General features: G+C 41.0%; 13 protein-coding genes, 1 tRNA gene, 1 other RNA gene and 1 other annotated feature. Of the genes, 4 read left to right on the forward strand and 11 right to left on the reverse strand.

Annotated features, from left to right (window positions below; translation table 11 throughout):
• Nucleotides 1-391: 391 nt before the first annotated feature.
• The 7 genes from ACFVS1_RS26475 to tadA form a co-directional block, all read right to left on the reverse strand.
• Complete coding sequence (locus ACFVS1_RS26475) at nt 392-661, reverse strand: pro-sigmaK processing inhibitor BofA family protein (RefSeq protein ID WP_387552124.1); 270 nt, start codon at nt 659-661, stop codon at nt 392-394.
• 103 nt (nt 662-764) lie between these two features.
• Entirely contained in the window at nt 765-983 is a 219-nt protein-coding gene (locus ACFVS1_RS26480) for a YaaL family protein (protein ID WP_034316261.1), read from the reverse strand.
• Between the two features lie 20 nt (nt 984-1003).
• Complete coding sequence (gene recR, locus ACFVS1_RS26485) at nt 1004-1600, reverse strand: recombination mediator RecR (RefSeq protein WP_034316264.1); 597 nt, start codon at nt 1598-1600, stop codon at nt 1004-1006.
• A 60-nt stretch (nt 1601-1660) separates the two neighbouring features.
• On the reverse strand, nt 1661-1978 hold the full coding sequence (locus tag ACFVS1_RS26490) for a YbaB/EbfC family nucleoid-associated protein (protein WP_101226088.1): 318 nt from the start codon (nt 1976-1978) through the stop codon (nt 1661-1663).
• Nucleotides 1979-1999: 21 nt separating this feature from the next.
• A complete protein-coding gene (gene dnaX / locus ACFVS1_RS26495; protein ID WP_352928074.1) occupies nt 2000-3688 on the reverse strand; it encodes a DNA polymerase III subunit gamma/tau in 1689 nt (562 codons plus the stop codon).
• Between the two features lie 183 nt (nt 3689-3871).
• An RNA gene (gene ffs, locus ACFVS1_RS26500) (signal recognition particle sRNA large type) lies at nt 3872-4136 on the reverse strand.
• 146 nt (nt 4137-4282) lie between these two features.
• Nucleotides 4283-4789 (reverse strand): tRNA adenosine(34) deaminase TadA, encoded by a 507-nt coding sequence (gene tadA / locus ACFVS1_RS26505; protein WP_352928071.1) that lies wholly within the window; start codon nt 4787-4789, stop codon nt 4283-4285.
• A gap of 139 nt (nt 4790-4928) precedes the next feature.
• Here tadA and ACFVS1_RS26510 point away from each other — a divergent pair, with 139 nt between their 5' ends.
• From ACFVS1_RS26510 to ACFVS1_RS26520, 3 genes are all read left to right on the forward strand, one after another.
• Nucleotides 4929-5474, forward strand: a complete 546-nt coding sequence (locus ACFVS1_RS26510) for a cysteine hydrolase family protein (protein ID WP_352928068.1) — start codon at nt 4929-4931, stop codon at nt 5472-5474.
• Between the two features lie 183 nt (nt 5475-5657).
• Nucleotides 5658-6317: a deoxynucleoside kinase gene (locus tag ACFVS1_RS26515; RefSeq protein WP_352928066.1), complete on the forward strand. Its 660-nt coding sequence runs from the start codon at nt 5658-5660 to the stop codon at nt 6315-6317.
• Nucleotides 6295-6966, forward strand: a complete 672-nt coding sequence (locus ACFVS1_RS26520) for a deoxynucleoside kinase (protein ID WP_352928063.1) — start codon at nt 6295-6297, stop codon at nt 6964-6966. The genes ACFVS1_RS26515 and ACFVS1_RS26520 overlap by 23 nt, the downstream gene beginning before the upstream one ends.
• A 120-nt stretch (nt 6967-7086) precedes the next feature.
• On the opposite strand, the gene ACFVS1_RS26525 is transcribed toward ACFVS1_RS26520, so the two are convergent.
• From ACFVS1_RS26525 to guaB, 4 genes are all read right to left on the reverse strand, one after another.
• Nucleotides 7087-7179, reverse strand: a tRNA-Ser gene (locus ACFVS1_RS26525).
• A gap of 131 nt (nt 7180-7310) precedes the next feature.
• On the reverse strand, nt 7311-8588 hold the full coding sequence (serS, locus tag ACFVS1_RS26530) for a serine--tRNA ligase (RefSeq protein WP_387552133.1): 1278 nt from the start codon (nt 8586-8588) through the stop codon (nt 7311-7313).
• A 62-nt stretch (nt 8589-8650) separates the two neighbouring features.
• Nucleotides 8651-8876: a binding site (T-box leader), on the reverse strand.
• A 67-nt stretch (nt 8877-8943) separates the two neighbouring features.
• Nucleotides 8944-10263 (reverse strand): D-alanyl-D-alanine carboxypeptidase family protein, encoded by a 1320-nt coding sequence (locus ACFVS1_RS26535; RefSeq protein ID WP_387552136.1) that lies wholly within the window; start codon nt 10261-10263, stop codon nt 8944-8946.
• Between the two features lie 173 nt (nt 10264-10436).
• Nucleotides 10437-11900 carry an IMP dehydrogenase gene (gene guaB, locus ACFVS1_RS26540; RefSeq protein WP_101226085.1) on the reverse strand — a complete coding sequence of 488 codons (1464 nt, stop codon included), beginning with the start codon at nt 11898-11900 and terminating at the stop codon, nt 10437-10439.
• Between the two features lie 111 nt (nt 11901-12011).
• Between guaB and ACFVS1_RS26545 the strand changes: the two genes are divergently transcribed.
• Nucleotides 12012-12977 (forward strand): YaaC family protein, encoded by a 966-nt coding sequence (locus tag ACFVS1_RS26545; RefSeq protein WP_387552141.1) that lies wholly within the window; start codon nt 12012-12014, stop codon nt 12975-12977.
• Nucleotides 12978-13117: the final 140 nt, after the last annotated feature.

Raw genomic sequence — 13117 nt, forward strand, 5'->3', positions numbered from 1 at the left:
TAGGCACGCCGCCAGCGTTCGTCCTGAGCCAGGATCAAACTCTCCGAAGAAATGTTTGACTTGCTCATTTGCTTTTTTGATAGTGTGTGCTCACTAAAAATTTAACGTTGGCGCTTTGTTTTGTTCAGTTTTCAAAGAGCAATTTATCGTCGTTACTTCGTAAGCGACTTTATTATCTTATCATTTACCCAATCTAGTGTCAACAACTTTTTTAAATTGTTTTTTGATTGAGTAATTTATGATGTCGTTATTGGCGACTCCTAATATATTATCAGGTTGATGAGTTATCGTCAATGGTTTAATTATTTTTTTTAAAAAAAACTACAACATGATAAAAACCCCAAGGAGATATCCATGAGGTTTTCATAAGAATGACTTCTACGCAATCCCTTTAAATAATCCAATAACCTATGGCTGCCAAAGCGGCAACTCCCGGTATTCCAAGCAGGCCGGCGACTGCCGAGGTAACAGGGTTGATGGGGACATGAATGCCCGCTTGATTCCCAAGTGTATTCAAAAAGAACAAAAATGCTGCACCGATAATGATCTTTATAATCCCCTGCCCTATGAACCGGACGGGTCTTAATGGCGCCCCGATAATAAGGAGCATTAAAATCAGGCCGCCAATTACGGCAACAAAGACAACTGGTTCCAAACTCATTCCTCCCCGCAAGCTTGTACTACACTTATATGAAGGGAACGATGGATTAAGAACTGAAAAAATGGCCATGAGGAATACGAAATCCTTCACAGCCATTTCCTTATCATCTTTTTAAGCGGACATTCCTTCTTTTAACTTCCCTGAATAAGTAGAAATATTTCACTTCCGCCAGTCTCGTTTGGGCGATTACTTCCTCAGATGGATCAACGCTTTTTTCAAGTAATGATTTTTGATTATGCCAATTCCATTTCAACTGTTCAAGCTCTTCGATTAATGAATCATTGAATTCATTCCGAAGCTTCTTTTTTTTACGAAAGAACAAGTGAAGTCCTCCCAGCTACCTTATATTTCTCTTCTTCCTTCAATTGCTTTTGATAGCGTCACTTCATCCGCATACTCCAAATCTCCGCCGACAGGAAGTCCGTGGGCAATTCGGGTCACTTTGATCCCTGATGGTCTAAGCAACCGCGAAATATACATGGCTGTCGCTTCACCTTCAATGTTAGGATTAGTAGCCAAAATGACCTCCAGCACTGTTTCATCTTGCAGGCGCTTTAATAAATCAGGAATATTTATATCTTCCGGACCGATTCCGTCCATCGGGGAAATACTGCCATGCAGTACATGGTATAAACCATTGAACTCTCTCATCTTTTCCATAGCTATTACATCTTTAGGGTCCTGAACCACACAAATCAAACTTCTGTCCCTCTTTTGATCTTCGCAGATATAACAGGGATCTTGATCTGTAATATGACCACAGACTGAGCAATACATAAGATTCCGCTTAGCATTAACAAGTGCCTTTGCAAAATCCAAAACAGTATCTTCCTTCATGCTTAGTACATGAAAGGCTAATCGAGCAGCCGTTTTAGGACCAATCCCCGGCAATTTCATAAAACTGTCAATGAGCTTGGAAATTGGTTCTGGATAATGCATCGAATTCCTCCTAAAAATTTCAAAAGAAACCCCCTGAAAGGAAGTTTCTTTTGAACTTGCTTAAAACATACCCGGAAGGTTCATTCCCTTAGTGAATTGTCCCATCGTTTGGTTTGTCAGTTCTTCCGCCTTTTTCAAAGCATCGTTAGTCGCAGCCAGAACTAAATCCTGAAGCATATCGATATCATCCGGATCGACAACTTCCGGTTTGATGATTACATCGACGATTTCTTTATGTCCAGTCACGATGACCGTTACCATTCCGCCGCCAGCAGTACCTTCAACCTTTTTTTCACCTAATTCTTCTTGTGCCTCTGCCATCTTCTTTTGCATCTTTTGCATTTGTTTCATCATGTTCTGCATATTACCGCCGCGCATACCCATTTTTCTTACCTCCAATTATTCTTTAATTTCAAGTAAATCATCGCCGACTAATTTCCTAGCCTCTGCTATAAAGGGGTCTTCTTCTTTTGATTCCGTTTCTTCGGGACCGTCGAACTGCTGTGTTGAGATGAAGTCCTCCCGCAACCCTTGCCACTGGCTTTCCGGAACTCCAGCAATCTCCATCCGGTGTCCGGTCAATTGCTGCATGATCGAGGCTATCACTTCCACGAAACGGTTATTTTCCATTGCCATTTGACAATGAATATCATATTTGAATTTTACCACAAAAGCTTCAGTTGACGCAGCAACAGGTTCTGCCTCCGTTAATAAAGCTGCCAATGACTTTTGGTTTTGCTGACCTAACTGCTCAAGCACTTCCCCCCACTTGCTTTTCACAGCATTAAGACCTGGCTTTGTAGCTTGTTTCAAAATTTGATTGATCTTTCCTGCAGGTGCTTTATATGCCTTTTTAACGGCCCTTTGCGCCTTAGCCTGCTCTGCAGGCTTTTCTGTCATGGCTGCCGGAATGCCGTTTTTCTGCATTTCAATCAATTTCTTCTCTAAATCTTCTATTTTCTGCTGCAGCTGCAGCAGCTGCCCGTTATCATTTTGATTTGGCCTTTGCTCATTACATAACTTCACAAGTGCCACTTCAAGGAAAATCCTTGGATGATTTGTCCATTTCATATCCTGCTGTGTTTGATTGAAGCTTTCGATAATGGAGTAAATCGATTCAGAAGAGATCACTTCTGCCAATTCCTTAAATTGGGGATCTATCAATACACGCTCGAAGGATTCTGCCAGTGCCGGTGCCGTTTGGAACAAAAGCATGTCACGGAAATAATAAATCATGTCTTCAATGAACCGAGCCGGGTCTTTTCCCATAGCCAGCAATTCTTCAAGGACTTCAAGTGCCACCGCTACTTCTTTATCATATATAGCTTTTGCCAGCCGGCTTAAAAACGCCTGCGAAACAGAACCGGTGACAGTCAATGCATCTTCCACAGAAACCGTCTCTGAACTGAAGGATATCGCTTGATCAAGAAGGCTTAGTGCATCCCGCATCCCGCCTTCGGCTGCCCTCGCGATGATATGCAGGGCTTGTTCATCACATGAAACACCTGTTTCTGCGATGATCTGTGACATCCTGCCAACTATATCTTGAGGCTGGATCCTTTTAAAATCAAACCTTTGGCAACGGGAAATGATCGTTAGCGGAATCTTATGAGGTTCAGTCGTCGCCAATATAAAAATCACGTGCTTCGGGGGTTCTTCCAATGTCTTCAAAAGTGCATTGAAAGCACCTTGTGATAGCATATGTACCTCATCAATGATATAAACTTTATATGTAACCGCGTTCGGTGCATATTTGACCTTATCACGAATGTCACGGATTTCCTCGACACCATTATTGGATGCTGCATCAATTTCTATAACATCTGATATGGAGCCATCGGTGATTCCGCGGCAGGTAGCACATTCGTTACAGGGCTCACTTGTCGGGGCATGCTCACAATTCACTGCTTTTGCCAGAATTTTGGCAGCACTCGTTTTCCCTGTTCCACGCGGACCGGAAAATAAGTAGGCATGCGAAACCTTCTGCCCGACCAAGGCATTCTGCAACGTTTTCGTTACATGTTCCTGCCCGACTACATCAATGAATTGTTGTGGCCGCCATACCCGGTATAATGCTTGGTACCCCACGGAAATCCCTCCTTTTTTTCTCCACCTTGTTTATTATACATTACTGATTTCCTTAATATCAAAGCCTAAAAAGAAATTCTATCATTGCCTCATTTTTTTCAAAAATGCCAAGCACTTTACCTTCTTGGCATAAAAAAAAACCCACCCGATACGAATGAGTTTTTTGTTTATGTAAAATAACTGCCGTGCACCTTCTGTCGATTAGCAACCATAAGCGTTACTTAAGCAGTTAGCTCGGCCCAGGCAACCCTGCGGCACATGAGAACTTCCACTTAATGCTGCTTCCTTCCGGACCTGACATGGTTCATGGAGTCCCATTGCGCAGGACCCGGGCGTCAACACCACTTACTTAAGGCAGGCCCTACAGAATGCTAACCTCGAGAAGGGATTCAACCTCGCTAGAGCGGATTGCGAGTACAGGGCACCGCTACCTCCCCGTCTAGCACGGCAAAAGTAATACCAATTTCATAGCGTCATGTCGACGCATAATTCATTATACTAAGGTAACAAAAAAAACGCAAGTGTTGTTCATGGACAGTTTGATTCCAAATTTATCAAATGAAGCAAAGCCTCATCTTCAAGATTCGTTTTCACCTATTTATTTTCCTCGGCAATTTTGAGTGCCTGTTCTCTTTTCAACGTTTTCTTTCTATCCCTAAGCTCTTTAAAAAAAGAAGTCAATATCCAGCCGCACTCTTCCCCTAATACACCGCTTGTTACATCACATTGATGATTGAAGCGTTCATCTTGGAGTAAATCCATGAATGTCCCTGCACAGCCAGCCTTTGGATCATGGGCCCCAAAAACAACCCTTTTTACTCTTGATTGCAAGATGGCACCAGCACACATGGGACAGGGCTCCAGCGTTACATATAATGTCGCATCTTCAAGACGCCAACTGCCAAGTTCCTTGCAAGCCTCATTGATCGCAAGCAGCTCCGCATGTGCCGTCGCATTCTGTTCCGTTTCCCTCAGGTTATGCCCCGTCGAAATAACTTGATCATCTATCACGATTAAAGCGCCAATCGGCACTTCATTCAATATCTCCGCCTTTTTCGCTTCCTTTAAGGCTAAATTCATGTAATAAACATCATCCTTCAAAAAAAAACCTCCTTATATTTAGTAGGAGTAAACAGACAAATATAAGACAAAATAAAGGTCATACTACTTATTCTAATGAATAGTAACGCATGCGGCATACGTGCTGCAAGTAAATTCTCACAATACAGGAGGATATACCATGAATCGACCTGAAACGCCTTCTTTTGCATTGCTTATCATTGATATGATAAATGATTTTGATTTCAAATACGGGAATATGCTCCTTGCACATACGAAGCTTATCGTCGATCCGATTTTAAAATTAAAAACGCAAATGAAAGAAAAGGGTTTTCCAATCATTTATATCAACGATCACTATGATTTATGGCAGGCTGACTTCGATAAAATTATTGCTAGATGTAAGAATGAAGGAAATGCCTCATTAATTGAAAAAATAAAACCTCAACAAGACGATTTCTTTCTCATCAAGCCAAAGCATTCCGCGTTCTATGGGACGGCACTCCATACACTGCTTAAACGATTAAACGTGGAAACACTGATCATTACCGGAATAGCTGGAAACATATGCGTCCTATTCACGGCCAATGATGCCTATATGCGGGAATATAAGTTATGGATTCCGGAGGATTGCATCGCTTCTGCATCAAAGGAAGATAATCATTACGCATTAAAGATGATGAACCATGTCCTCAAGGCATCCATAAAAGAAAGTGGAGACATTTAAACATTCAATCGAACAAGCGATCCACCCTACATACATCCCCCAATAACACTCTGTCATTCTCTTTCTTTATCAAACTGACAAAAATGTCACTAAAGTCCCAAGTCTGTGATACAATATCTCTTGGCGAAAAACCTAATAACCGGGAATTTCTGCTTGATACCTCATTGAAGGAGGACAGATTGGATGAAATCCACCCCATTTATCACCGTCGAAGGTCCAATCGGCGTGGGAAAAACATCACTTGCAAAAGTTATCGCAGATCATTTTCAAATTTCATTATTGAAGGAAATTGTTGATGAAAATCCATTTCTCGGGAAATTCTATAAAGATATTGATGAGTGGAGCTTTCAAACAGAAATGTTTTTTCTGTGTAACCGTTATAAACAATTGGAAGATATCGAAAAAAAGTATCTTACTAATGACCAAGCCGTGGTGGCTGATTACCATATATTCAAGAACTTGATATTTGCTGAACGAACGTTAAAGAACGGACAATACAGTAAATACCTTGAAATATTCAATATTTTAACACGGGATATGCCTAAACCTAATATGGTGATTTATTTAAACGCAAGTCTTGATACTCTTCTCTCCCGAATCGGTAAAAGAGGTCGTGAATTCGAAAAAAATATATCTTCCATTTATTTAGAGCAGTTATCCGCGGATTATCGAACATTCATGGAAGCATTTGAGAAACAGCACCCTGACATACCAGTTCTTACATTCAACGGAGATGAGCTGGATTTTGTCGGGAACAAGGATGATTTGAAAACGATAATCAGCCAAATAGAGAATGCCCTGCACAAAGGAGTAAAGTCAAATGAACTTACGAAAGAAATATAATATTCCAAACAACGCCGTCATTACGATAGCAGGGACGGTTGGCGTAGGAAAATCGACCATGACCAATGCATTAGCCGATGCCCTTCAATTCAGGACATCCTTTGAAAAGGTTGATACGAACCCCTACCTGGATAAGTTTTACGATGATTTTAATCGCTGGAGTTTCCACCTGCAAATCTATTTCCTCGCTGAACGTTTTAAAGAGCAAAAAAAAATCTTCGAATATGGTGGCGGTTTTATTCAAGACCGTTCCATTTATGAAGACACAGGGATATTTGCAAAAATGCATTATGAAAAAGGCACAATGAATGATGTGGACTACGAAACGTATACAAGCCTTTTCAATGCCATGGTAATGACGCCATACTTTCCGCATCCTGATTTACTAATCTATCTCGAAGGTTCGCTTGATGATATCCTCGACAGGATCCAAGAACGCGGCCGTCCAATGGAACAGCATACCCCAATTGAATATTGGCGGGAAATGCACGGCCGTTATGAAGAATGGATTGATCAATTCAACGCCTGCCCTGTCCTACGATTAAATATAAACGAATATGACCTTATGCAGGATGAAGCAAGCATCGAACCTCTTATAAAAAGAATGGCCGAATATATGGAGCAAACCAAGTTGCTGCGAAATGTATAAAAAGAAAAACCACCGGTTATCCGGTGGTTTTTTAATATATTAGAAAACAAAAATCCCGTTACATATCTGCAACGGAATTCATCGATATCCAATTTATGCGCTGTGGTTATTAATAAGTTATGGAGGAGGTAGAGGGATTCGAACCCCCGCGGGATTTGACTCCCCTGTCGGTTTTCAAGACCGATCCCTTCAGCCGGACTTGGGTATACCTCCGTATCAACATTTATTATATTACATGGAATTAAAATTAAAGTCAAGCCCTCTATAAAGTTTTTTGAAATAATTTTTAAACTTTAATAAAAAGGAGAATCAGCCTCTGTAATCAGAAGCTGATTCCTTTTGTCTTACGGTTTAATGACTTCCGCACCGCGCATATATGGACGTAATACTTCAGGAATGATAACACTGCCATCTTCCTGCTGATAATTTTCCAAAAGGGCTGCGACTGTACGGCCGATTGCCAAACCTGATCCATTTAGAGTATGGACGTGTTCCGGTTTACCTTTTGCATCACGTCTAAAGCGGATATTGGCCCGTCTAGCCTGGAATGCTTCAAAGTTACTGCAAGAAGAAATTTCGCGGTACGTTCCATAACTCGGGATCCAAACCTCGATATCATACTTTTTAGCAGCAGTGAAGCCAAGATCTCCCGTACACATGCTCAGCACTCGGTATGGAAGTCCTAGCAATTGAAGGACCTTCTCTGCATGACCTGTGAGATTTTCCAATTCTGCATAAGAATCTTCCGGCCTCACGAACTTCACTAGTTCAACTTTATTGAACTGGTGCTGCCGAATTAACCCACGGGTATCACGACCTGCAGATCCTGCCTCTGAGCGGAATGAAGCGCTGTAAGCCGCATAGCTTATCGGCAGATCATCCATGCTCATGATTTCATCACGATGGAAGTTTGTAACCGGGACCTCAGCTGTTGGAATCAAGAAGTAATCATCACTTTCGATACGGAAAGCATCCTCTTCGAATTTTGGCAATTGACCTGTGCCAGTCATGCTTGCACGGTTAACCATATATGGTGGCAGCATTTCTTCATATCCGTGTTCCTCCACATGAAGATCTAACATAAAGCTAATTAATGCACGTTCTAATCTAGCACCAAGACCCCTGTAAAATACAAATCGGCTTCCGGTCACTTTTGCTGCCCGTTCAAAATCCAGGATGCCTAGATCTCCGGCTACATCCCAGTGTGGTTTCGGTTCAAACTTGAATTCCGGTAACTCTCCCCATTTACGGATTTCTACATTATCGTCTTCCGTCTCACCAACAGGCACACTTTCATGCGGAATGTTCGGAATGGAAAGAAGTAATGTTTCTAACTGGGCTTCCACTTCACGAAGTTCTTCATCCAACCCTTTGATACGGTCACCAACTTCACGCATTTGGACAATCAGCTGATCTGCATCTTTTTTTTCCCGTTTCAATACGGCCACTTGCTGTGAAACTTCATTTCTTTGGCTTTTCAACTTTTCCGTATCAGCAATCAAAGCCCGACGCTTTACATCCAGTTCCTCAAATTTACCTAAATCGGTCAAATCTTCTCCTCTAAATTGCAATACACGCTTCACTTCTTCAAAATTATTTCTTACATATTTCAAATCCAACATTTTTCAGTTCCTCCTTAATATTTTGATTTTATCAAAGAACGCAAAAAACTCCCGTCCCCTAAAGAAGGGACGAGAGTTAACCCGCGTTGCCACCCTAGTTGAAGGCCTATCTAAAAACGCCTACCACTTATCACGATAACGGCTTTTAACCGAAAGTACTTACTGACCCAAAAGGCTTTCCATACTCTGCTCCAGGAGGGATTCACAAAACTCTTACACCGATTTCCACCAGCCATCGGCTCTCTATAGAAAGAAATACTTGTTACTATTTCCTGTCATTGCTTTCTTATAATCAGATTGTTTTCCATAATGTACTATAATTTTATACATTACGCAACCGTTTTATACGTGAAACTTAAAACCAGCCTTTAACTGTGGAAGCTACACTGCTCCATACGTCACCAAAGAATCCGCCAACCGCTCGCATTGATAGTACGAACCAGTTTGCCTTTTCAACAGATTCAGCAGCTACGACGTTAACCTTACCCTGATTTCCATTGATGTACCCGTAAGCTTCTCCTTTTTTAGGAGTGACTGTGATGTAACCTAGCTTTTCGCCTTTTTTGATTGGTGCAGTCAGCTTACCATCATCATTCAATTTGGTTTTATCGATCACTAAATCTGTTTTATAGTTGTCTTTCTCACCATTTTCAACAAGTAGCTCGATCGCTTTTTCAGATTGAACCTTAACGCTTTTTTCCTTGCCTTTCACTACTGAAAGTGTTTCTTTCCCTTTCACCTGGTAGTTGGCAGGAAGGACTTTTTCCTTTTTAAAGGTTGCATAAGCATAGTTCATAAGCTTAGTGCTATCCGCAAAACGTTCGTTTTTATTAGTGGACTTCATGACCACCGTGATATAGCGCTGACCGTCCCGGATAACCGTCCCTGTGTGTCCATATCCGGCAAAGTCAGTAGATCCCGTTTTTAGTCCATCTACGCCTTTATATTCAAATATCAGGCCAGGCAGCATCCAGTTGAAGTTCGGATACTCTTTTCCATCACGGAACTTCAATTTAGGAATGCTGGCGATTTTCAACACTTCCGGATAATCATTTATTAAACGATAAGCAAGAAGTGCAGTATCTTTTGCTGTCATGATATTTTCATCATCTTCATCACCTGAAGGAAACTGCCCTAATAAATCGCTGTTATTCAAGCCGCTGGCATTAACGAATTTATGGTTTTTCAAGCCTAATTCCTTCGCTTTTTCGTTCATTAACTTAACGAAGCTCTTTTCACTTCCGGAAACTAGCTGTGCTAAAGCTACTGTTGCCGCATTTCCGGAATAGATGGCCATAGCTTGATATAGTTCCTTAACTGTATAATCTTCACCTTCCGTTAACCCAACATTCGACAAATTGGGTGCTTTTGAAAGGTCATGTACGTATTTATTTATTTTTACTTTTTGATCCCAACTGATTTTCCCATTTTCAATTGACTCCATTATGATGTACTCGGTCATCATTTTAGACATGGATGCAATCCCTAATACTTTATCGGCATTTTTTTCATACACGATTTGTCCTGTTTCACCATCAATGATGATGGCTGCCTCTGCTTTTAAACCCAAATTATCAGATTCAGCAACAGCTTCCCCCGGTTGATAGGCAAATTGCGACATAACAAGAACAAAAACAAAAGTGAAAATGAGGGTCATCTTGCTGATTTTTTTCAATTTCCAATACCTCCAACTTTTAAGCTAATCTCTATAACAAAGAAGAAACTTTATGTAATTCCCTTGACACCTTGTATAGTTTATCACAGAAAAAATAAAAAAAATAGACAGAGTAATCGCAGACTCTGTCTATTTTAACAATAAATTTTAATGACGATTATATGTTAATTTCATTACATTGAGTAGTTCGGTGCTTCTTTAGTAATTTGGACATCATGAGGATGGCTTTCCCTTAATCCAGCACCAGTCATTTTGACGAATTGAGAGTTTTCCCTCAACTCTTCCAATGTGGCTGTACCGCAATATCCCATACCTGAACGAATGCCGCCAATCAGCTGGAAAATGGTATCTGATAGAGGTCCTTTATATGGAAGACGCCCTTCGATGCCCTCCGGAACGAATTTCTTGTTATCTTCTTGGAAGTAACGATCCTTAGATCCCTTTTCCATTGCAGCAACAGAGCCCATACCCCGATACACTTTAAAACGGCGGCCTTGGAAAATTTCCGTTTCGCCTGGGCTTTCAGTTACACCGGCAAGCATACTGCCAAGCATTACTGCATGTCCGCCTGCAGCTAGGGCTTTAACGATATCACCAGAGTATTTGATTCCACCATCAGCGATAATCGTTTTACCATGTTTTCTCGCTTCTGTCGCACAATCGAAGACTGCCGTGATTTGCGGAACACCAACACCAGCTACAACCCTTGTCGTACAGATTGATCCTGGTCCGATTCCCACTTTCACTACATCAGCTCCCGCTTCAATCAATGCTTTCGTACCTTCAGCTGTTGCCACATTACCGGCAATGATCGTCAATTCAGGATATGTCCCGCGGATTTCCTTCACCATTTCAAGGACGCCTTCTGAATGACCGTGAGCAGTATCAAGTACAATTGCATCAACATGGGACTTAACCAGCATTTCGACACGCTTCATTGTATCCTTGGTCACGCCGACTGCAGCACCTGCAAGTAATCTTCCTTGCTTATCTTTCGCCGAATTCGGGAACTCGATGACTTTCTCGATATCCTTGATCGTAATAAGTCCTTTAAGAACTCCATTATCGTCCACAAGGGGAAGCTTTTCAATTTTGTATTTTTGAAGAATCTTCTCTGCTTGTTCCAAGTTAGTTCCTACTGGCGCTGTGACCAGATTCTCTACAGTCATGACACTGGAAATTTTCAAGGAAAAATCGGAAATAAATCGCAAATCACGGTTTGTAATGATACCCACAAGTTTTTGATCCTCTATATTATTGACTACAGGAACACCTGAAATTCGATATTTACCCATTAAATGCTCTGCATCGAATACTTGGTGATCCGGCGTTAAGAAAAATGGATCGGTAATTACACCGCTTTCTGAACGTTTTACTTTATCCACCAGTTCAGCTTGTGCTTCAATGGACATATTTTTATGAATGATACCCAATCCGCCTTGACGAGCCATGGCAATGGCCATCTCAGCTTCTGTCACGGTATCCATTCCTGCGCTGATGATAGGAAGGTTGAGCCTTAAGTTTTCAGCTAAGTTGACTTGAAGGTTAACATCTTTCGGCAAAACCTCTGATTTCGCTGGAATTAATAGGACATCATCAAAGGTTAAACCTTCTTTTGCAAATTTATTTTCCCACATTATTTTCCCCTCCTGCTTAAAAATATTATTTGTAGGTTATCAATAGGACATACTACTGTCAAGAAGAGAAATAAAAGTTTGATTATTCTATTAATTCGGAGGATAGCTGCAATGCCTGAAAACAATGATAATTTCGATAAATATACACCTTTTTTTTCCGCATCTTCCTCACAAACTTTTTTACAAAAATGTTACACGCACGAAAAAATAGCGGAAGCGGAAATCAAAAGTTACGATAATTGTTATCCATTTATTTACCATCTTGAACATGCTAAAACTTATTATAATCAGGCTGCCATTGCACCACTTTCCATACAACCAATCCTTACATTTTATGGATTTGCTCAATTGTTAAAGGCTTGTCTGCTCACGATCGATCCTAACTATCCGGAATCAACTTCGATGCTTGCCCATGGGGTAACAACGAGAAAAAAGAAAAAACAACAATATGAATTTTTAAAGGACGAAGTGAAAACGCAAAAGAATGGACTTTTCACCTGCATTGCCGAGAAGTTATTTCATATCAAGCATCTGGAAGGTGAAAAGTTTTCCATGGGAACATTAATGAAGGAAATCCCAGACATGCAAAGCTATACATGGTCGGTTTCAAAGAAAAATTTCGTCGCCATGTTACCTTCTTCGAATGGTTTTCAATTACCCTCAACGATATTGGATAGCTATCAAATGTCCAGCAGTCGGTTGGAGGGATTTTTGAAAGCTAAAACGAATCAAGTTTACAGTATTTCTGAAGCTCCTGGGACACTGCATTTAAAAACAGATGGCGACCCTAATCATAATGAAGCTTCCCCAATACGGTATAATTTAGCAGAAGGACAGTTCATGCTATCGATAAATAAAGATTCGTCCGCTTTTTCATTACCAGAACTTTTGATTCATTATTTGATTTCTTATAACCTTAGCATAATAGCTCGTTATGAAACAGAATGGTGGGCAGAACTGTTGAAAACCATGCCTAATGATGATTACCCCTGTATTGTTCAATTCCTTAAAATAAGCCAAGCTAAGGTGCCATTCCTAATATTTGAATGGATCCAGTCCGGAAGGTTCCACCTTTGATTCTTTCAACATCCATTTGTTGTATTGATCTGGTTCGAAACGAAGAAAAAAGACCAGCCGGATGGCTGATCTTTTGAAATGGCTTGGCGGCGTCCTACTCTCACAGGGGGAAACCCCCAACTACCATCGGCGCTGAAGAG

This window comes from Peribacillus sp. NPDC058075 (genome assembly GCF_042885195.1).
Lineage (GTDB): Bacteria > Bacillota > Bacilli > Bacillales > DSM-1321 > Peribacillus.

What these genes read in the sequence shown, in the direction of transcription:
- ACFVS1_RS26475 (WP_387552124.1), bottom strand. Translation starts at nt 661, where the DNA reads ATGAGTTTGGAACCAGTTGTCTTTGTTGCCGTAATTGGCGGCCTGATT.
- ACFVS1_RS26490 (WP_101226088.1), bottom strand. Translation starts at nt 1,978, where the DNA reads ATGCGCGGCGGTAATATGCAGAACATGATGAAACAAATGCAAAAGATG.
- serS (WP_387552133.1), bottom strand. Translation starts at nt 8,588, where the DNA reads ATGTTGGATTTGAAATATGTAAGAAATAATTTTGAAGAAGTGAAGCGT.
- ACFVS1_RS26545 (WP_387552141.1), top strand. Translation starts at nt 12,012, where the DNA reads ATGCCTGAAAACAATGATAATTTCGATAAATATACACCTTTTTTTTCC.
- ACFVS1_RS26520 (WP_352928063.1), top strand. Translation starts at nt 6,295, where the DNA reads ATGAACTTACGAAAGAAATATAATATTCCAAACAACGCCGTCATTACG.
- ACFVS1_RS26510 (WP_352928068.1), top strand. Translation starts at nt 4,929, where the DNA reads ATGAATCGACCTGAAACGCCTTCTTTTGCATTGCTTATCATTGATATG.
- recR (WP_034316264.1), bottom strand. Translation starts at nt 1,600, where the DNA reads ATGCATTATCCAGAACCAATTTCCAAGCTCATTGACAGTTTTATGAAA.
- guaB (WP_101226085.1), bottom strand. Translation starts at nt 11,900, where the DNA reads ATGTGGGAAAATAAATTTGCAAAAGAAGGTTTAACCTTTGATGATGTC.
- ACFVS1_RS26515 (WP_352928066.1), top strand. Translation starts at nt 5,658, where the DNA reads ATGAAATCCACCCCATTTATCACCGTCGAAGGTCCAATCGGCGTGGGA.